Below are 19323 nucleotides of genomic sequence, written 5' to 3'. Positions count from 1 at the left end.
AATACCCTATAAAATAAGTTTGTGTAATTTTGTAATCTTAAATATAATACATTCTTTTAGGAAATCAATCACTTAATTTCAATATTACCTTGAGCAATACCAAAGCTATTCTAGACATAGCAAAGAAAACCATTGACACGGAAGGAGATGCCATTCATAATTTGATTTCTCTTTTAAATGAAGAGTTTGCCCATGCCGTAAACTGCATTATAGCATCCAAGGGAAGGGTTGTTGTTTCCGGGATTGGCAAAAGTGCCATTATAGCCTCTAAAATAGTGGCCACCTTAAATTCTACAGGTACCCCCTCCATTTTTATGCATGCCGCTGATGCCATTCATGGAGACCTTGGAACCATACAAAAAGATGATGTGGTAATTTGTATATCCAAAAGTGGAAATACAGCGGAAATAAAAATGTTGGTGCCGCTTATTAAACGTGGAAAAAACAAGCTAATAGGTATGACGGGCAACATAGATTCGTTTCTTGGAAACCAATCGGATTTTGTTCTTAACACCTACGTAGGTAAAGAAGCTTGCCCCAACAACTTGGCACCTACCACAAGTACCACGGCACAATTGGTTATGGGAGACGCTCTGGCGATTTGTCTGTTGGAACTTAAAAAATTTAGCAGCGCCGATTTTGCCAAGTACCATCCAGGAGGTTCTTTAGGCAAAAGACTGTATTTACGTGTTTCTGATATTGTTGCAAACAATTTAAAACCACAGGTAACCCCAGATACGGACGTAAAAAAGGTAATTGTAGAAATATCCGAAAAGATGCTAGGGGTAACCGCTGTTGTGGATAAAGACATAATTGTAGGTGTTGTAACTGATGGGGATATTAGAAGAATGCTGAATAAATATGATAATATAAGCGGGCTTACGGCTAAAGATATGATGACAGCAGATCCAAAAACAATAGATGAGGACATGCTGGCCGTTAAAGCCTTGGAAATAATGCAAGAAAAAGGTATTTCCCAGCTTTTGGCGGTAAAGGGTACTACTTATAAAGGTGTTGTGCATTTGCATAACCTAATCAACGAAGGGATATTATAATGGCAAAGAGCAGTGAAGCTAATGAAATGTCCTTTTTGGACCACCTGGAAGAATTGCGATGGCACCTAATAAGGTCAACACTGGCTGTTGTAATTATTGGTAGTGTAGCCTTCTTAATGAAAGATTTTATATTCGATACGGTAATTTTTGGCCCAAAAAAACCAGATTTCCCTACCTACGGTGTTTTTTGCAAGTTGTCTAAAATGCTCGGTTTTAGCGAGGCGTTTTGTGGTACCGAACCCATATTCAGAGTACAGAGCCGTGTAATGGCCGGACAGTTTTCTGCCCATATCTGGACTTCTATCTGGGCAGGTTTTATTGTAGGTTTTCCCTATGTGCTTTACGAAATGTGGAAGTTTATAAGCCCTGGACTCTATGAGAAGGAACGCAAAAATTCTCGTGGATTTATTTTTGTGGCGTCCTTTCTGTTTTTTCTAGGTGTGTTGTTCGGATATTATGTGGTTGCTCCCCTTTCCATTAACTTTTTAGGAAGTTACACAGTAAGTAAAGAAGTTTTTAACGATATAGACCTTAGTTCCTATATTTCTACCGTTAGGGCTTCCGTAATTGCTTGTGGGCTTATTTTTGAACTTCCTATTATTATCTTCTTTCTTACCAAAGTTGGATTGGTGACCCCGGAGATTCTTAGAAAATATCGAAAAATAGCATTGGTCATTGTACTGATCCTTTCTGCAGTTATTACCCCACCAGATGTAGCCAGTCAAATCGTTGTGGCAGTACCTATATTAATTTTGTACCAAATAAGTATTTACATTTCTAAAGTTGTTCTTAAACGAGAAGCTAAAAAAGCCAGTAAAAATGTCAGATCCAGTTGAGGAATTTAATGCCTATCGTTCTAAAATGAATGATAAATTGTTATCGGACAATAACAAGATCATTAAGAGGATATTTAATTTGGATACCAATGCCTATATGCCCGGGGCGTTGGATACAAGGACTAAGGAATTGTTGGGCTTGGTGGCTTCTGCCGTACTGCGCTGCGACGATTGTATAAAATACCATTTGGAAAACTCGTTTAAGGAAGGCCTAAGCAAGGAAGAAGTTATGGAGGCTTTGGGCATTGCCACTTTGGTAGGTGGCACCATTGTTATTCCACATTTACGTAGGGCCTATGAATACTGGGAAGCTTTGGAGAACAAAGAAGGTTAAAAAAACTACAATTCCTCCCATAATACAGGCAATATCGTTTAGTTTTGAAAAATAACCGTACAACATGAAGCTTAGAGCCGAAAAAATTATGAAGTCCTATAGGGGACGAAAAGTTGTGAAAGGGATTTCCCTGGAAGTGAACCAAGGCGAAATAGTAGGGCTATTGGGTCCTAACGGAGCGGGGAAGACCACCTCTTTTTACATGATTGTTGGGCTAATTAAACCAAATGGGGGCAAAATTTATTTGGACGACATGGAAATTACTAAATTTCCGATGTACAAAAGGGCGCAGAACGGTATTGGTTATTTGGCACAGGAAGCATCCATTTTTAGAAAACTTAGTGTAGAAAAAAATATTCTTAGCGTATTACAGCTAACAAAGCTAAGTACTAAGGAGCAAGAAATGAAAATGGAATCGCTCTTGGAGGAGTTTGGTTTGGGCCATATTCGCAAAAACAGGGGAGATTTGCTTTCTGGAGGGGAACGCAGACGTACAGAAATTGCCAGGGCTTTGGCCACCGACCCTAAATTTATTCTTTTGGACGAACCCTTCGCCGGTGTAGACCCAGTTGCCGTAGAGGATATACAGCGCATTGTGGCACAGTTGAAAGATAAAAATATCGGCATCCTCATCACAGACCACAATGTTCAGGAGACTTTGGCCATTACCGAACGCTCTTACCTAATGTTTGAAGGTGGTATTTTAAAGTCTGGTATACCAGAAGACTTGGCAGCAGATGAAATGGTCCGTAAAGTATACCTGGGCCAAAATTTTGAACTTCGAAAAAAGAAACTGGATTTTTAGGCAATTATTTTTACCAATCCTCTATAACGGTACCCAGAGCACCATTGTTATTTGCAATACAAAGAACAGTAGAAACGGAATTACCAAATATCCCATAATATCGCGTGCCTGAATTTTAATACCCTTGGCCATTACCGGCAGTAACAATAACAGAAAAAAGGGCTGTAGAAGATTGGTGAGGCCCTCGCCATAGGCTATGGCCATGGAAGCCCTAGCGTTCATTACAGTGAGTTCCTCAGTAGACAGACCAGCGCCAATATTGTTTACCGCCTCTATAACACTAGGCCCAATAACTGCGTATTCGCCACCACCAGAGGGGATTGCAAAGTTAACCACACCGCCTAGCAAATATGCAAAAAATGGATAAGTATCCGCAGTTGCCACCGATGCTATAAGTTGTCCCAACTCCCTACCAAGTCCCGTGAAGGTCATAATACCCATGATACCGGCGTAGAAGGGATACTGGAAAAGAATATCTGCAATGTTCCCACTTGCCCGTTTCATAGAAATGCCATAGCGCATCGGTGTTTTGTGCAAAAACAACCCCACGATCACAAATGTGAAAATCATGATGTTCAAATTTAGATCCGGGCCCTTGGTGGCAAAGTGGTAAAAAATATAGACTGCTCCCATTAAAGCGATGCAGTATTGCAATAAAACGCTATTGTTCAACTGATCTGATGGTGCCTTAAAGGGCAATTTAAAGCTGGCCGCCTCCTCTGGTATGGATTTCGGTTTTGGAGCCATGTCCAATGCCAAAAAATCCGTTAATTGGTTTCCTTCGCTCTTTTTTGGTTCCAGTAAAAGCATCAGTACGGGACCAAACACAAGAAATAGGATAATCATTCCAAAATTTAAAAGAGACCCCAAGGTATAGGAGGTAGAGATGGTATCGGATAATATACCTCCGGTAATCATATAGTTTTTTTCTGTGTTGAGCAGCAAGGGTATGGAGCTAGACAATCCCGTAACCCATCCAATACTGGAAAAATATACACAAGCAATTAAATAAGGATAATTTATACCTCTTATTCTTAAGGCCAATTCCCTAGCAAAAACAGCTGCTATAATTACCCAACCCCAACTTATCATGGATAACAGAAACCCAATTAAAACCACAAAATAATAAACCTGCCTCGGTGTTTTAATGTATAAGGTTAATTTGTCAATACCCTTTTCTACCAAAGGAGATAAGGCAATGCTATAACCGGTGACGACCAGTAATACCATCTGCATGCCAAATTCTAGAAGCATCCAAAAGCCCTCATACCAAGAACTGATAATTTTTAAGGGCTCCGCCCCTACCCAGAAAAAAGCGGCCACAGAGGTAAACAAAGTCAGTATAAGTGCAAAAACAAAGGCATCGGGCATATTTTTTTTAAAAACATCCGTAAATTTTTCACCAAGTTTTGTAATCATACGTACATATTGTGGAACCTAAGGGCTCTATTAACTGTTGGTATTCCAAGTATTTACCAAGGAACTCAAAATATAAAAAGCGATTATCGCCGGGATTGCCAAAAATTTCATGGTCATTAAAAGCACCAAGCTTACAATAATGAACACGTATCGCACGGCATTGTCCTTAAACGTCCAACCCTTAAATTTCAGTGCAAATAAGGCAATCCTAGCATTTAATAAATAACTACTTAATAATGTAAAGCCAATCAAAAACCATTGATTAAGGATTATCTCGTTTAAAAAATCGTTTCCGTGATACAATACTATCAAAGGTAGCGAGATGACCGATAGGGCGTTGGCCGGTGTTGGCAAACCAATAAATGATGACACCTGATTTTCATCAATATTAAACTTCGCCAATCTGTAGGCAGATGCCATAGTAATTAAAAACCCCAAAAAGGCTATTGGGGTTACCCGCATATCTAGTGAAAACATGTTGTTAGAACTCTCGGAACCAGCCATAATGGGCTCGCTACCCACCGACATGGCCAATAACTGAAACATAACTATACCGGGTACCAAACCACTGGTAATCATATCTGCCAAAGAATCCAATTGCACACCCAACGGACTTTGTACATTTAGTAAACGGGCGGCCAAACCATCAAAAAAATCAAAAAAAATGCCTATGACAACAAAAAGAGCGGCAAATTCTAGTTGATTCATTGCGGCAAATACCACTGCCACGCATCCGCAAAAAAGGTTTAGCATGGTAATAATATTGGGTATTTGCTTTTTCATGGATGTTGGTTTTTCGTAAAAATAGCACAATTTTTCAGGAATGGATTTGGAACGATATTTTATTCAGATATTTGCTATCTAGTTTTAACGAAAATAGTTGAAGGCTTTGATGAGACTGATTAAAAAAGTTATATTCTTGTTTGCTCTGGGGATTGTCCTCAGCGGCTTTTCACAACAAGCCCCCTTACTGTCTTCAAAAGCACAAATAAGTGTAATTACCTGCGGCCCTGGCAAGGATTTGTACAGCACCTTTGGGCACAGTGCCTTTAGGGTACAAGATTCGGCTCAGGGTATCGATGTGGTCTATAATTATGGTACCTTCGATTTTAATACTCCCAATTTCTATCTAAAATTCGCCCGTGGCAAACTACTATATAAGTTAAGTAGACAAAGAATGGATCGTTTTCTGTTCACCTATGAAATGGAAAACAGATGGGTAAAGGAACAGCTCTTGGACCTTAACGCGTTGCAAAAAAACCAATTGCTTAGTTTTTTGGAAAATAACTACCTACCCGAAAACAGAGCATACAAATACGATTTTTTCTATGATAACTGTTCCACTAAAATGCAAGATGTGCTGGACGAGGTTTTTAAGGGCCAACTAACCTTAAATACCGATCATTTGAAGGAACGTTATACCTTTAGGGAACTTATCCATCAGCATTTGATCACCAATTCTTGGTCTAGCTTTGGGATAGATTTGGCTTTAGGTTCAGTAATAGATAAGGAAGCAACCGCCAAAGAACACATGTTTCTTCCCAATTACGTATTGCGACAGTTAAATTACACTTCCCTGGACCAAAAACCTTTGGTACAGCGAGAAAGAACCATCTTGGATAAGAAACCGCTAAAAAATGACCCCTACTTTTTAACAGGGCCATTGTTCTGGTTGTTATTATTGATGCTTTTTGTAATTGTCATCACCTATATCGATTTTAAAAATGAGACCAGAAGTAGGTGGTTGGATTTCTTTTTGTTTTTTAGTACCGGACTTATAGGCTTACTCATCTTTTTCCTATGGTTTTTAACAGATCATACGGCAACGGCGGGTAATTTTAATATACTATGGGCCTTTCCGTTAAATCTGATAATGGTGTTTTATCTGTTTAGGGATAAACCCCTTCCTCCGTGGATACCAAAGTATTTGCTAGCTGCTTTAGGTTTATTGTTCTTGTTGATAATACTTTGGTTGGTAAAGGTTCAGATATTTTCGCCCATACTCATACCCATACTGATTATGTTATCATTGAGGTATGCATTTCTTTTTCTAAAATTCAAAGTGCCCAAATAACATCCAATAAAATCCGTATGAACTTACTTACCGTAGAGCACATATCAAAGTCGTATGGCGAATTGGTACTTTTTAAAGACCTATCCTTTGGCATCAACAAAGACCAAAAAATAGCCCTTATTGCTAAAAACGGAAGTGGAAAAACGGCAATTCTTAACATAATCTCCGGGTTTGACACACCAGATACCGGACAAATAAACCAAAGAAAAGGGATACGTATCTCTTTCTTGTCCCAAGAACCCGTCTTGGACGCCGAACTAACCATTGAACAGACCATTTTTGCTTCAGACAATGAGGTTTTACAGGTGATTCTAAACTACGAACAAGCGCTAAAAAACCCTGGTGATGAAGACGCATACCAAAAGGCCTTTGAGGCTATGGAACGTTTTGAAGCATGGGATTTTGAAACGCAGTACAAACAGATACTTTTTAAGCTGAAACTAGATCGCCTGGATGTTAAAGTTAAATCACTTTCGGGGGGACAGAAAAAACGGCTGGCCCTGGCCAATGCACTGATCAACAAACCAGATCTCCTAATCTTGGACGAACCAACGAACCATTTGGATCTGGAAATGATCGAATGGTTGGAACACTACTTTGCCAAAGAGAACATTACGCTTTTTATGGTTACCCACGATCGGTATTTTTTAGAACGCGTTTGCAATGAAATTATCGAATTGGACCATGGTAAGCTATATCCCTACAAAGGTAATTACTCGTATTATCTAGAAAAAAAAGAAGCGCGTTTGGAGAGGGAAGCCACAGAACAGCACAAATCCAAGATCTTGTTCAAAAAAGAACTGGGATGGATGCGTAAACAGCCAAAAGCAAGAACTACAAAATCCAAATCTAGAATAGACGACTTCCATATAATAAAGGAAAAAGCAAACCAAAGGCGCAAAGACCATGAGGTACAACTAGAAATTAACATGGAACGCCTAGGGAGTAAAATACTTGAGCTACATAAAATTTCCAAGTCCTACCCGGAAATCACAATATTGAACAAATTTGACTACAACTTTGTAAAGGGAGAGCGTATCGGTATTATTGGTAAAAACGGTACCGGAAAATCTACCTTTTTAAACATTGTTACGGGGCAAGACATCCCGGACACCGGCAAAGTAGTGGTAGGAGATACTATTAAATTTGGATACTACACCCAAAAAGGCATCCAGATTAAGGAAGGACAAAAGGTTATTGATGTAATCCGAGAGTTCGGCGATTTTATTCCTTTAAAAAAGGGAAGGCAGATCTCTGCGCAGCAATTGTTGGAACGTTTCTTATTTGACCGAAAAAAGCAGTACGATTTTGTGGAGAAACTAAGTGGTGGGGAACGTAAAAGGCTTTATCTCTGCACCGTACTCATTCAAAATCCAAATTTTTTAATTCTGGATGAACCCACCAATGATCTAGACATTGTTACCCTTAATGTATTGGAAAACTTTCTTTTGGATTTTCCGGGATGTTTATTGGTAGTTTCCCATGATCGCTACTTTATGGACAAGATCGTAGATCATCTTTTTGTTTTTAAAGGTGATGGAATCATCGAAGATTTCCCTGGCAATTACTCCGACTATAGGTTTTATGAAGACAGTGCAATACAATCCAAAAGGGAAGCCAAGGAGGAAAATTTAGAAAACAAAAGCGTAAAAAAAAGTTGGAAATCTGAGGACAAAGGCACTAAAATGTCTTTTCAACAGCAAAAAGAGTATAAGCAGTTGGAAAAGGATATTCAAAAGTTGGAATGCAAAAAGGAGGAGGTACAAAACAAATTTACGGACGACTCGCTTTCCGGGGAGCAGATAGATGAACTATCGAGGGACTTACAGGCAATTATGGCCAAAATAGATACTAAAACAGAACGCTGGTTTCAACTCGCAGCTTTTTTAGAAAACTGATCCATATAAGGTGCATCGTATCATAGCTTTCATAAAGTTTATTGTCTTTGCCAAGAACCAACACGGTGTGCATTCGCCCTTCGTATATGCCTACATTACCGAGTGCCTATACCAAAAACAATATACGCTACCCTCTAAAACCATGTCGGTTTTGTTAAAAAGTATCCATTATTTTGGCAGTAAACGGGTCTTTGTCCAAAAAGAAGATAATGTCCTAAAACAACAGGTTTTAAAGGAGTTTCATTTGCTGAATTTTGATAATCGACCTTATGACATCATTTATTTTAATAATAATGACCCACAGTATGCGGCCAAATACCTGTTGAACCCGGAGTTTAGAAACAACAATACTTTATTGCTCGTAGACAATATACACCAAAACAAAGCAAGTTCGGATGCATGGAAATCCTTGAAGGAAGATAATTCGGTTACAGTTACCATGGACCTGTTCTATTGCGGGGTAGTTTTTTTTAGGACCCAACAGGTTAAAGAACATTTTAGGATTCGGATTTAATCCTTAATTTTAAGAACAACGGAAAAAGTCATGAATTATACCATTTATATATTGCTCGCCGTATTTGGTTTGGTGTTTTTTGTTACACTCATTAAGAACAGAAAAAATGCTAAACGGAGGAAATCTAGAAAATTTATGGACGGTTATACGGGAAGCGATAAAAAAAGACAAGACAACGAATGAAAATTTACACCAAGACCGGAGATAAGGGCACTACAGCCCTCTTTGGTGGTACCCGGGTGCCCAAGCACCATATGAGGATAGATAGTTATGGAACTATAGATGAACTGAACTCTTGGTTAGGCTTGGTGCGCGACCAAGAAATAGACCCACGCTCCAAGGAAATACTGACACATATACAGAACAAACTGTTCACTGTTGGCGCAATTTTGGCCACTGATCCGGATAAAGCGGTACTGAAAAGTGGCAAAGAGCGGCTCAATATTCCAAAAATCGATATAGCGGATATAGAACTATTAGAGAATGAAATGGATAGGATGAACACTAAATTGCCTCCCATGACCCATTTTGTATTACCTGGCGGACATACCACCGTGTCATACTGTCATATTGCCCGTACCGTATGCCGAAGGGCCGAACGTTTGGCCACCCTACTCTACGAAAATGAGCCTTTTAATGAAAATGTGCTGTCATATATTAACAGACTTTCCGACTACCTGTTTGTATTGGCACGAAAGTTGTCCAACGACCTTAAAGCGAATGAAATAAAATGGATTCCCGAAAAAAAGGACTAATAAATTCATTATTTCTTCGTTATCAAATTATTAAAGTAAAAATTTTGTTGATAAAATAGTCGAAATAAGTATAAAATCACTTGACTTTTTCAGTAGAAAATTTACTTTTGCAAAAATTTTAAAATCAAACCGAAGCCATGTATTGGACATTAGAACTTGCGTCATACCTTAGTGATGCCCCTTGGCCAGCCACCAAAGACGAACTTATAGATTATGCCATTAGAACCGGTGCCCCCTTGGAGGTTGTTGAAAATCTGCAATCAATGGAGGAAGAAGGCGGGGAAATATATGAATCTATTGAGGAAATTTGGCCAGACTATCCTACAGAAGAGGATTATCTATGGAACGAAGACGAATATTGACAAAAACAATATTAACGGAATTACAACAGAAAAGTCTCATTTGAGGCTTTTTTTTTATGTAATTTTGGCAGTCGTCCAGAGGGTTTTCATAAAATATGTAAGTTGGAACACCTTTTGCTTTAAGACAAATATCGCAATTTGATCCAAAAATTGCAGCTACATGATAATACAGTACCGCATTAACATATTGTTTTGCAGATACTACATTAAAATAGAACACATATTATGAGTTTCCTAAATTCGGTAATTAAAACTTTTGTTGGTGATAAGGCCAAGAAAGATGTTAAGGAACTGCAACCGATAGTAAATCAGATAAGATCTTTTGAGGAAGCCTTTGGCGCACTTAGCCATGATGAGCTTCGCAATAAGACGCTTGGTTTTAAATCTATTATAAAGGATGCCTCCAAAACTATAGATGACCAAATTGCATCTTTGCACAAAGAAGTTACAAACTCTTCGGATATTGATAGAAATGAGGACATCTATGCTGAAATAGACAAGCTTAAGGAAGAAGCGTATAAAATTTCGGAAGATACACTCAATAAAATATTACCGGAGGCTTTCGCTGTGGTAAAAGAGACAGCAAAACGTTTTGTGGACAATGAAACACTTACTGTTACCGCTTCCGAGTATGACCGCTCGTTATCGGGAACTAAGGACTATGTTACCTTGGACGGGGATAATGCCATTTGGAAAAACTCTTGGGACGCCGCCGGAAAGGAGGTTACCTGGGATATGGTACATTACGATGTACAGCTTATTGGTGGTATTGCACTGCATCAGGGAAAAATTGCAGAAATGCATACCGGCGAAGGAAAAACCTTGGTGGCCACATTACCGGTTTATCTAAATGCCCTTACCGAGAACGGGGTGCATCTGGTTACCGTCAACGACTATCTTGCCAAAAGGGATAGTGCTTGGATGGCTCCAATATTTGAATTTCACGGACTTTCAGTAGACTGTATAGATAAGCATCAGCCAAACTCGGACGGTAGAAGGGCCGCCTACAATGCGGATATTACCTACGGCACCAACAACGAATTTGGTTTTGATTACCTCCGGGACAATATGGCCCATACACCAGATGACCTAGTGCAAAGACCCCATCATTATGCCATTGTGGATGAAGTAGATTCCGTATTGGTAGATGATGCACGTACGCCATTGATTATTTCAGGTCCGGTACCAGAGGGAGATCGCCACGAGTTTAACGAACTAAAACCTAAAGTAGGGGATATTGTACAAAAACAAAGACAATACCTCATCGGAGTACTTGCCGAAGCCAAAAAACTTATCACCGAAGGAGATACCAAGGAAGGTGGTTTCCTTTTACTTAGAGTACATAGGGGCTTACCTAAAAACAAGGCGTTAATTAAGTTTTTGAGTGAAGAAGGCGTAAAACAACTGCTTCAGAAAACCGAAAACTTCTATATGCAAGACAATAACCGTGAAATGCCCAAGGTAGACGCGGAACTGTTATTTGTTATCGACGAAAAAAATAATCAGATAGAGCTTACCGATAAAGGGGTAGACTATATTTCTGGAGATCAGGACAACGATTTTTTTGTAATGCCCGATATAGGCGGGGAAATTGCCAAAATTGAAGATCAGAATTTAGAAATAGAAAAAGAGGCCGAGCTAAAAGAAGCGCTCTTTAAGGATTTTGGGGTAAAAAGTGAGCGTATACATACCATGAGCCAACTCCTTAAGGCCTATACACTGTTCGAAAAGGATGTGGAGTATGTGGTAATGGATAATAAAGTGATGATCGTGGATGAGCAAACAGGTCGTATTATGGACGGTCGCCGCTATTCTGACGGATTGCACCAAGCCATAGAAGCCAAGGAGAATGTAAAGATCGAGGCCATGACCCAGACCTTTGCCACGGTTACGCTTCAGAATTATTTTAGGATGTACAAAAAATTGGCGGGTATGACGGGTACTGCCATTACCGAAGCCGGGGAGTTTTGGGAAATCTATAAGTTGGATGTCATGGAAATCCCTACTAACAGGCCTATAGCACGTGATGATAGGAACGATTTAATCTATAAGACCAAACGAGAAAAATACAATGCGGTCATTGATGAGGTTACCAAGCTTTCACAGGCAGGGAGACCGGTTCTTATAGGAACCACTTCCGTGGAAATTTCGGAACTACTTTCTAGAACCTTAACCATCCGTAAGGTTCCGCACAACGTTTTGAATGCCAAATTACATAAGAAAGAAGCCGATATAGTTGCCGAAGCTGGAAACGCAGGGGTGGTTACCATTGCAACGAACATGGCTGGGCGAGGTACGGATATTAAACTGTCCGATGAGGTTAAAAAAGCAGGCGGGTTGGCCATTGTAGGTACAGAAAGACACGATTCTAGAAGGGTAGACCGCCAGTTAAGGGGTCGTTCTGGGCGTCAGGGAGATCCGGGAAGCTCACAGTTTTATGTTTCCTTGGAAGATAACCTTATGCGCTTGTTCGGCTCGGATAGGGTTGCCAAAATGATGGACAGGATGGGACTGGAAGAGGGTGAAGTTATACAACACTCCATGATGACCAAGTCTATTGAAAGAGCGCAGAAAAAAGTTGAGGAGAACAATTTTGGTGTACGAAAACGTTTGTTGGAGTATGATGATGTAATGAACGCCCAAAGGGAGGTGGTATACAAAAGAAGGCGCCATGCCCTGCAAGGAGAGCGTTTAAAGGTAGATATTGCCAACATGATCTACGATACCTGCGAAGTTATTGCCGACACCAACAAAGCAGCTAGCGACTATAAGAATTTTGAATTTGAACTGATCAAATATTTTTCCGTTACCTCTCCGGTTTCCGAAGACGAATTTGCAAAACGGGACGTACAGGAAATTGCGACCAAAATTTACGAGGCCGCTTACAAATTTTATAAGGACAAAATGGAGCGCAGCGCCGCTACCGCCTTTCCGGTAATTAAAAAGGTATATGAGGATAGTGCCAATAATTTTGAACGTATCGTAGTTCCATTCACGGACGGGATTAAATCTTTGAATGTGGTCACTAATCTAAAAAATGCGTACGAAAGTAATGGAAAACAATTAGTTACAGATTTTGAAAAGAATATTACCCTAGCCATTATAGATGATTCGTGGAAGACCCATTTACGCAAAATGGACGAGTTGAAGCAATCCGTGCAGCTAGCGGTCCACGAGCAAAAAGATCCGCTCTTGATTTACAAGTTTGAAGCTTTTGAGCTTTTTAAGGCCATGATAGAAAAAGTAAACAAAGAAGTGGTCTCTTTCTTGTTCAAAGGGGAATTGCCCTCTTCCAATACCGAGGACATACAAGAAGCGAGGAGTGTGCGCAGACCTAAGGAAAAATTGCGTACCAGCAAGGAAGAAATTCCGAACAGCGATGAGCTTTCTGCACAAAACAGGGCGGCCGGGCAAAGTCAGGGCGGTAGACCGCAAATTACCGAAACCATTGTTCGCGAAAGGCCAAAAATTGGAAGAAACGACCGGGTCACCATTAAAAATGTGATGTCGGGCGAAAGTAAGACACTTAAATATAAACAGGCAGAAGGCCTCATAGACAAAGGGGAGTGGGTACTAATAGAAGATTAGGTACACCCTACCCCAATAGTAATTAATAAAACGGTAACCTTTTTGGTTACCGTTTTTGATTATATGGTAAAACATATTTAGCTTTACATCACAGATTTACTATAGTTTCCCGTCAAAAGACAATTCTAAGGAAGAATTATCGTCCCAAGGTAAAATATTAAAAGTCCGTACGATGAAAAAAACCACCCAAGACCAGAACCAGGAACGATTAAAAAATAAGACAAGGCTAATTCTGAAAGTCAATTACTTCACTTCCGTCTTTACACTGATATTTGCCACTGTATGTTTTTATCTTTTAGAGATGCAACATATAATTCCTTACCTTTTGTTGGGCTTTGGTATTTTAAACCTCGCCAATACCTTTCTCTTTCACTATCATAAGAATTTAACGCTTACCTATAATATTTCGTCCATAATGGCCATTGTGGGCACTACCTTGGTAACGATGTATAGCGGTGGTATAAATAGCCCTTTCATTTTTGTATTGGCAATAGTTGTTTTTGCAGGGTACTCAACTACGCGCATATATGGTAAGTTGTATTTAAACCTATGTCTGCTATTGATTGTACTGATATATTCACAAAGCCTAACCAACTTCAATTTTACCACCAATCTTGTACCTGCCGAATCGCAAGATCTGTTCAGTTTTTTAAGCATTATGTTCTCGGTATATCTGTTGGGCGGTGTCTTTGGAAAAAACCTATTGCGGGCACATCACAATCTCTATCGATCCAAAAATGAGATAGAACAGCGGATCAAAGAGAAAGAAACTTTGCTCAGGGAAGTGCATCATAGGGTTAAGAACAACCTCCAAACCGTGTCGAGCCTACTAAGCCTTCAATCTAGAAGTATTAAGGATGAAAAAGTAAAAAACCTTATAAAGAGCAGTCAAAATAGGGTTATTTCCATGGCCATGGTGCACGAAATGCTCTATATGCGAGATGACCTTACCAAAATTGAATACAAGTCCTATGTACAGGAGCTAACGGAATATCTGGTACGATCGGTTAAGGGAGTAAAAAACAACATCAATCTTAATATTGACATTCCGGATATTAAATTGGGAATAGATACCGCAATTCCCTTGGGTCTTTTAATAAATGAAGCCATAACCAATGCTTTAAAATATGGTATAAAAGATGATGCGGCAGGGGAGATCCATATTGCGCTCAAAAAAGAAGATACACAAGAATATGTCTTAAGCATAGGCGACAACGGCGTTGGTTTCCCGGAGGCCATCAACTTTAAGAATACAAAATCCCTAGGGCTTAAACTGATCCATAATTTAGCGAGGCAACTAAAAGGTTCCATTACCCGTGACGGCTCTAAAAAAGGAACCAATTATATCGTTAAATTTCAGGATGTGGGTCAACAATTTCAGTCCGTGGCCTAAAGAATTTCAACCCCTAAGGATAGACGGGCATTTACAATCGATTCTTCCAAAAAGTATTTAATTCAGTACGAAGGGTTTAGGTATATTATTCATATATTTAAATCGACTAATTATAAACACTTATCGATGCTCAAGAAATTACTGCTGTTAGCGCTGTGCTGTGGTTCCACACTTCACGGTCAGGATTATTTTTTTAAGAAATTCCATCCCTTTAACAAAGAAGTACCATCTCCCCAACAATTTTTGGGTTACGGTATCGGGGAACATCATACGCGGCACGATCTTATCGTGGCCTATTTGGAAAAGCTTGCCGAAGTTTCGGATAGGGCGTCCATTCATCAGTATGGAAAAACGCATGAAGGTCGAAAACTGGTTATGCTTACCATAACATCGCCAGATAACCTTAATAATTTAGAAAGCATTAAAGAGCAACATTTGGCCTTTACAGATCCCAATGCATCGGTTTCCAATTATGGAGAGGTGCCCATTTTCATTAATTTGGCATATAACGTACACGGAAACGAACCTTCTAGCTCGGAGGCTGCCTTGCTTACAGCGTATACCTTTACAGCGTCTAACAATCCCGAAATTCTAAAATACCTCAACAATGCGGTTATCTTCCTAGATCCCACAATTAATCCAGATGGTAGGGATCGGCATACGCAATGGGCAAATACCTACCAGGGAAACCCTATGGTAGCCGATCCCCAGGATGCTGAACATAACGAATATTGGCCTAGAGGTAGAACCAATCATTATTGGTTTGATCTAAACCGCGATTGGCTACTGGGTATTAATCCCGAAAGTCGCGGAAAACTGACTTGGTACCATCAGTGGTACCCCAATGTGGTCACCGATTTTCATGAAATGGGAAGTAATAGCACCTATTTTTTTGAGCCTATGAAGACCAATGGTTCCCTTAGGCCAATTATGCCCAAAGAGAATTATGAAGACCTAAACAACCTTTTTGGGGATTACTATGCAAAGGCGCTAGACAGCATAGGATCTTTCTATTTCACCAAAGAAGTGTTCGATGGCACCTATCCAGGTTACGGATCTTCCTATCCCGACCTCCAAGGTGGACTGGGACTGCTTTTTGAGCAGGCAAGCTCTAGAGGGCACAAGCAAACCACTGCTTTTGGGGAAATAACATTTCCATTCACCATTCGCAATCAATATACCTCCAGCATTACCACGGTGAGGGCTGCTGTTGAAAATAAGGCCTATCTTAGAAAGTATCAGCAGAATTTCTTTAAAAGTGCTTTAATGAATTCTGCCATAAGCAGAACAAAAGGTTACACTTTTAGCGATAGATACGATCAAAACAGGGTAAAGGCCTTTGTAGATAAACTATTATTACATAAAATAGATGTATACAAATCCGGGAATTCGTTCGTAGTTCCTACTTCCCAACCCCAGTACCGTATGGTGCAGACCATGTTCGAGACCTATAAAAGATATAGGGACAGCGTTTATTATGACGCTTCCGCCTGGTCCGTAGCCAATTTTTATAATATGAAATACCGGGCTCAATCCAGAATAAGGTTGGGACAAAAAGTAACGGAAACCACAGAATTGGTATCGGTAACACCGGTAGAAAAATCCGATTACGCTTATATTATCGATTGGGACGATTATAATGCCCCTGCAGTGCTTTATTATCTGCAATCCAATGGTTTGGTGGTTTCTTCAGCTTTTAAGCCGTTTACGATCCTTACAAAAGCAGGCAACAAAGAATTTAACTATGGTACCCTTGTGCTCCCTATTAGCTTACAGAAGAAAAACTCCCAGGAAGTATTTCAACTTTTGCAAAAGGCACAAAACAAGTACAAGGTACCTATGTATGGCGTGGCGTCTGGCTACAGCGTTAAAGGTATCGATTTGGGAAGCAGGCTCGTAGAGCCTTTATCAAAGCCCAAGGCGGCTATGCTTATTGGGCATGGCACGCGCTCCTATGAAGCCGGGGAAGTATGGCATTTACTGGATAAGCGCATGCATATGCCTATAACCAAAATACCCTTGCGAAACTTTGACAATGTTTCGCTGAATAAGTACAATACCCTAGTTATGATCTCCGGGAATTATAATTTTTCCCAAAAACAACATAACAAAATAAAAGATTGGGTAAGTAAGGGCAATACGCTAATAACCATTGGAACAGCAACAGAATGGGCCGTGGAAAAAAAGCTAGTAAAGGAAAAACTCGTAAAATCGGAAAAAGACTCTACCAAGACCGTTGTTCGTAGACCCTATGTAGACGCAGAGGAAAACATAGGTAAAGAAGGTGTTGGAGGTGTTATTTTAAGGGTTGATTTGGACAGAACGCATCCGTTGGGGTTTGGATATAGGGATGGTACCATCCCGGTATATAAGAATAATACCGTTTGGCTGGCTCCAAGTAAAAACGAATATGCCACGGTAGCCAAATATGCCAACAATGCACATATAGATGGCTTTATCACCAAGAAGAACACCGATGAATTTCTTAAAAAATCGGCTTCCTTACTAATTAGCAAGGTAGGCAAGGGAAGAGCCGTCCTTTTTGCGGACAACCCCAATTTTAGGGGTTCTTGGTATGGTACTAACCGTCTCTTCCTCAATGCTTTGTTTTTGGGGAATAAAATCGAGGTACCCGAATGATCGGAAACAGCGCGATAAAACGTAAAAAAAATCCAATAATTTATATACTACCAATGAAAACAAAACCAATCCTTTTTTTAGCCGTAGCCCTGTTATGGAGTTCAGTAACAATTGCCCAAAGCGGTGATGGAGACGGCCCATTTTCCCAACTGATTATCCGTGGAGTTACCCTTATCAATGGCAATGGTGCTCCACCGCAAGGACCTATCGATATTGTGGTGGAAAACAATATCATTAAAAAAATTGAGGTTGTTGGCTATCCCGGAGTGGCAATAGACCCCGCCAAACGCCCACAACTAAAGGCTGGTGGAAAGGAATTGGATTGTAACGGAATGTACCTTTTACCCGGTTTCATAGATATGCACGGTCATATTGGCGGTGTTGCACAAGGTGCCGAACCAGATTATGTGTTTAAACTATGGATGGGGCACGGTGTTACTACGGTACGCGAACCCAGTGGTAGGGGTGTTGATTTTACGATGGACCTAAAAAGGAAGAGTGCCAAAAACGAAATTGTGGCACCACGGATTTTGGCCTATACCGGTTTTGGACAGACCAGTAAGAGTTTTAATCCTTTAAACGATATTCCTATCTCTACGCCAGATCAGGCCCGAGAATGGGTTAGGGCAAATGCCAAAAAAGGTGCAGATGGTATTAAATTTTTTGGGGCCGCCCCCGAAATTATGGCTGCTGCCTTGGATGAAAACAAAAAATTGGGCCTTGGATCAGCATGTCACCATGCACAATTAAGCGTTGCCCGGTGGAACGTACTACATTCGGCAAGGGCCGGATTAACCTCCATGGAACACTGGTATGGACTTCCCGAAGCTCTATTTGCGGATAGAACGGTACAAGACTATCCGTTGGACTACAACTATCAAAATGAACAACATCGTTTTGAAAACGCAGGAAAATTATGGGCACAGGCCGCCAAACCCTACTCCGAACACTGGAACAACGTGATGGGAGAATTATTGGATTTGGATTTTACCTTAGATCCTACTTTCAATATCTATGAAGCCAGTAGGGATTTACAAAGGGCACGAAGAGCCGAATGGCACGAGGAGTATACCTTGCCATCATTATGGGATTTTTATCAACCCAGTAAAATATCGCACGGTTCTTATTGGCACGATTGGGGCACGGAACAAGAAGTTGCCTGGAAGGAGAACTTTAAGTTATGGATGACCTTTATCAATGAATACAAAAACAGAGGAGGAAGGGTAACTGCCGGTTCAGATTCCGGTTTTATATTCCAACTGTACGGCTTTGCCTATATCCGAGAATTAGAGCTTTTACGCGAGGCTGGTTTTCATCCTTTGGAAGTTATTAGATCTGCTACCTTAAACGGGGCCGAAGCCCTTGGCATGGACAAGCAAATAGGTTCTGTGGCAATAGGTAAACTTGCAGATTTTGTAGTGGTAGCCGAAAACCCCCTAAAAAATCTTAAGGTGCTTTACGGCACCGGGGCGGTTAAACTTACAGAAGATAACGAAGTTGTTCGTGTTGGCGGCGTTAAGTATACCGTCAAAGACGGTATTATTTACGACGCACAAGAACTCTTACAGGACGTAAAACGGATGGTCGCTTCAGAGAAACAACGCTTAAACTACAAAATATTACAACCGGGAATAAAAGAATAAGTAGGAT

General features: G+C 40.2%; 16 protein-coding genes. 14 read left to right on the top strand and 2 right to left on the bottom strand.

Features of this window, described 5'->3' with window-relative positions; translation table 11 throughout:
• The first annotated feature begins 89 nt into the window (after positions 1-89).
• The 4 genes from ACEQ81_RS13845 to lptB all read left to right on the top strand — a co-directional run bounded on the left by ACEQ81_RS13845 (position 90) and on the right by lptB (position 3030).
• Complete coding sequence (locus tag ACEQ81_RS13845) at positions 90-1055, top strand: SIS domain-containing protein (protein WP_411031495.1); 966 nt, start codon at positions 90-92, stop codon at positions 1053-1055.
• The gene (gene tatC, locus ACEQ81_RS13840; protein WP_411031494.1) at positions 1055-1891 is read left to right on the top strand and encodes a twin-arginine translocase subunit TatC; all 837 of its coding nucleotides are present in this window, start codon (positions 1055-1057) and stop codon (positions 1889-1891) included. Before ACEQ81_RS13845 ends, tatC begins: the two co-directional genes overlap by 1 nt.
• Positions 1875-2225 carry a carboxymuconolactone decarboxylase family protein gene (locus ACEQ81_RS13835; RefSeq protein ID WP_411031493.1) on the top strand — a complete coding sequence of 117 codons (351 nt, stop codon included), beginning with the start codon at positions 1875-1877 and terminating at the stop codon, positions 2223-2225. The genes tatC and ACEQ81_RS13835 overlap by 17 nt, the downstream gene beginning before the upstream one ends.
• Before the next feature lie 64 nt (positions 2226-2289).
• On the top strand, positions 2290-3030 hold the full coding sequence (lptB, locus tag ACEQ81_RS13830) for an LPS export ABC transporter ATP-binding protein (protein ID WP_411031492.1): 741 nt from the start codon (positions 2290-2292) through the stop codon (positions 3028-3030).
• 21 nt (positions 3031-3051) lie between these two features.
• Here the strand turns inward: lptB and ACEQ81_RS13825 are convergent, their stop codons facing one another.
• Together ACEQ81_RS13825 and ACEQ81_RS13820 are read right to left on the bottom strand one after the other, a co-directional pair.
• The gene (locus ACEQ81_RS13825; RefSeq protein WP_411031491.1) at positions 3052-4449 is read right to left on the bottom strand and encodes a short-chain fatty acid transporter; all 1398 of its coding nucleotides are present in this window, start codon (positions 4447-4449) and stop codon (positions 3052-3054) included.
• 30 nt (positions 4450-4479) lie between these two features.
• On the bottom strand, positions 4480-5232 hold the full coding sequence (locus tag ACEQ81_RS13820; RefSeq protein ID WP_411031490.1) for a CDP-alcohol phosphatidyltransferase family protein: 753 nt from the start codon (positions 5230-5232) through the stop codon (positions 4480-4482).
• A 109-nt stretch (positions 5233-5341) separates the two neighbouring features.
• Between ACEQ81_RS13820 and ACEQ81_RS13815 the strand changes: the two genes are divergently transcribed.
• The 10 genes from ACEQ81_RS13815 (at position 5342) to ACEQ81_RS13770 (ending at position 19316) form a co-directional block, all read left to right on the top strand.
• Positions 5342-6523 (top strand): DUF4105 domain-containing protein, encoded by a 1182-nt coding sequence (locus ACEQ81_RS13815; RefSeq protein WP_411031489.1) that lies wholly within the window; start codon positions 5342-5344, stop codon positions 6521-6523.
• Between the two features lie 17 nt (positions 6524-6540).
• Positions 6541-8421: an ABC-F family ATP-binding cassette domain-containing protein gene (locus tag ACEQ81_RS13810; RefSeq protein WP_411031488.1), complete on the top strand. Its 1881-nt coding sequence runs from the start codon at positions 6541-6543 to the stop codon at positions 8419-8421.
• A 10-nt stretch (positions 8422-8431) separates the two neighbouring features.
• Positions 8432-8935, top strand: coding sequence for a hypothetical protein (locus ACEQ81_RS13805; RefSeq protein ID WP_411031487.1), 504 nt, complete (start codon positions 8432-8434; stop codon positions 8933-8935).
• 30 nt (positions 8936-8965) lie between these two features.
• A complete protein-coding gene (locus tag ACEQ81_RS13800) occupies positions 8966-9118 on the top strand; it encodes a hypothetical protein (RefSeq protein ID WP_411031486.1) in 153 nt (50 codons plus the stop codon).
• The gene (locus ACEQ81_RS13795) at positions 9115-9690 is read left to right on the top strand and encodes a cob(I)yrinic acid a,c-diamide adenosyltransferase (protein ID WP_411031485.1); all 576 of its coding nucleotides are present in this window, start codon (positions 9115-9117) and stop codon (positions 9688-9690) included. Before ACEQ81_RS13800 ends, ACEQ81_RS13795 begins: the two co-directional genes overlap by 4 nt.
• Positions 9691-9827: 137 nt before the next feature.
• Positions 9828-10052 carry a DUF2795 domain-containing protein gene (locus ACEQ81_RS13790; RefSeq protein WP_013551418.1) on the top strand — a complete coding sequence of 75 codons (225 nt, stop codon included), beginning with the start codon at positions 9828-9830 and terminating at the stop codon, positions 10050-10052.
• A 225-nt stretch (positions 10053-10277) separates the two neighbouring features.
• A complete protein-coding gene (gene secA, locus ACEQ81_RS13785; RefSeq protein WP_411031484.1) occupies positions 10278-13640 on the top strand; it encodes a preprotein translocase subunit SecA in 3363 nt (1120 codons plus the stop codon).
• Positions 13641-13812: 172 nt separating this feature from the next.
• Positions 13813-15033, top strand: a complete 1221-nt coding sequence (locus ACEQ81_RS13780; RefSeq protein WP_411031483.1) for a sensor histidine kinase — start codon at positions 13813-13815, stop codon at positions 15031-15033.
• A gap of 126 nt (positions 15034-15159) precedes the next feature.
• Positions 15160-17673 (top strand): M14 family zinc carboxypeptidase, encoded by a 2514-nt coding sequence (locus ACEQ81_RS13775; RefSeq protein WP_411031482.1) that lies wholly within the window; start codon positions 15160-15162, stop codon positions 17671-17673.
• 53 nt (positions 17674-17726) lie between these two features.
• A complete protein-coding gene (locus tag ACEQ81_RS13770; RefSeq protein ID WP_411031481.1) occupies positions 17727-19316 on the top strand; it encodes an amidohydrolase family protein in 1590 nt (529 codons plus the stop codon).
• Positions 19317-19323 lie beyond the last annotated feature (7 nt).

This window comes from Spongiimicrobium sp. 3-5, assembly GCF_046557915.1.
Lineage (GTDB): Bacteria > Bacteroidota > Bacteroidia > Flavobacteriales > Flavobacteriaceae > JBHEBG01.
The sequence above is the reverse complement of the archived record's forward strand: the minus strand, read 5'-3'. Positions and strand labels throughout refer to the sequence as shown.

Bases quoted from the DNA above. Each gene is read 5' to 3' on its own strand.
- secA (WP_411031484.1), top strand. From the start codon at position 10,278: ATGAGTTTCCTAAATTCGGTAATTAAAACTTTTGTTGGTGATAAGGCC.
- ACEQ81_RS13815 (WP_411031489.1), top strand. From the start codon at position 5,342: ATGAGACTGATTAAAAAAGTTATATTCTTGTTTGCTCTGGGGATTGTC.
- ACEQ81_RS13790 (WP_013551418.1), top strand. From the start codon at position 9,828: ATGTATTGGACATTAGAACTTGCGTCATACCTTAGTGATGCCCCTTGG.
- ACEQ81_RS13775 (WP_411031482.1), top strand. From the start codon at position 15,160: ATGCTCAAGAAATTACTGCTGTTAGCGCTGTGCTGTGGTTCCACACTT.
- ACEQ81_RS13810 (WP_411031488.1), top strand. From the start codon at position 6,541: ATGAACTTACTTACCGTAGAGCACATATCAAAGTCGTATGGCGAATTG.
- ACEQ81_RS13825 (WP_411031491.1), bottom strand. From the start codon at position 4,449: ATGATTACAAAACTTGGTGAAAAATTTACGGATGTTTTTAAAAAAAAT.
- lptB (WP_411031492.1), top strand. From the start codon at position 2,290: ATGAAGCTTAGAGCCGAAAAAATTATGAAGTCCTATAGGGGACGAAAA.
- ACEQ81_RS13820 (WP_411031490.1), bottom strand. From the start codon at position 5,232: ATGAAAAAGCAAATACCCAATATTATTACCATGCTAAACCTTTTTTGC.
- ACEQ81_RS13770 (WP_411031481.1), top strand. From the start codon at position 17,727: ATGAAAACAAAACCAATCCTTTTTTTAGCCGTAGCCCTGTTATGGAGT.
- ACEQ81_RS13800 (WP_411031486.1), top strand. From the start codon at position 8,966: ATGAATTATACCATTTATATATTGCTCGCCGTATTTGGTTTGGTGTTT.
- ACEQ81_RS13835 (WP_411031493.1), top strand. From the start codon at position 1,875: ATGTCAGATCCAGTTGAGGAATTTAATGCCTATCGTTCTAAAATGAAT.
- ACEQ81_RS13780 (WP_411031483.1), top strand. From the start codon at position 13,813: ATGAAAAAAACCACCCAAGACCAGAACCAGGAACGATTAAAAAATAAG.
- tatC (WP_411031494.1), top strand. From the start codon at position 1,055: ATGGCAAAGAGCAGTGAAGCTAATGAAATGTCCTTTTTGGACCACCTG.
- ACEQ81_RS13795 (WP_411031485.1), top strand. From the start codon at position 9,115: ATGAAAATTTACACCAAGACCGGAGATAAGGGCACTACAGCCCTCTTT.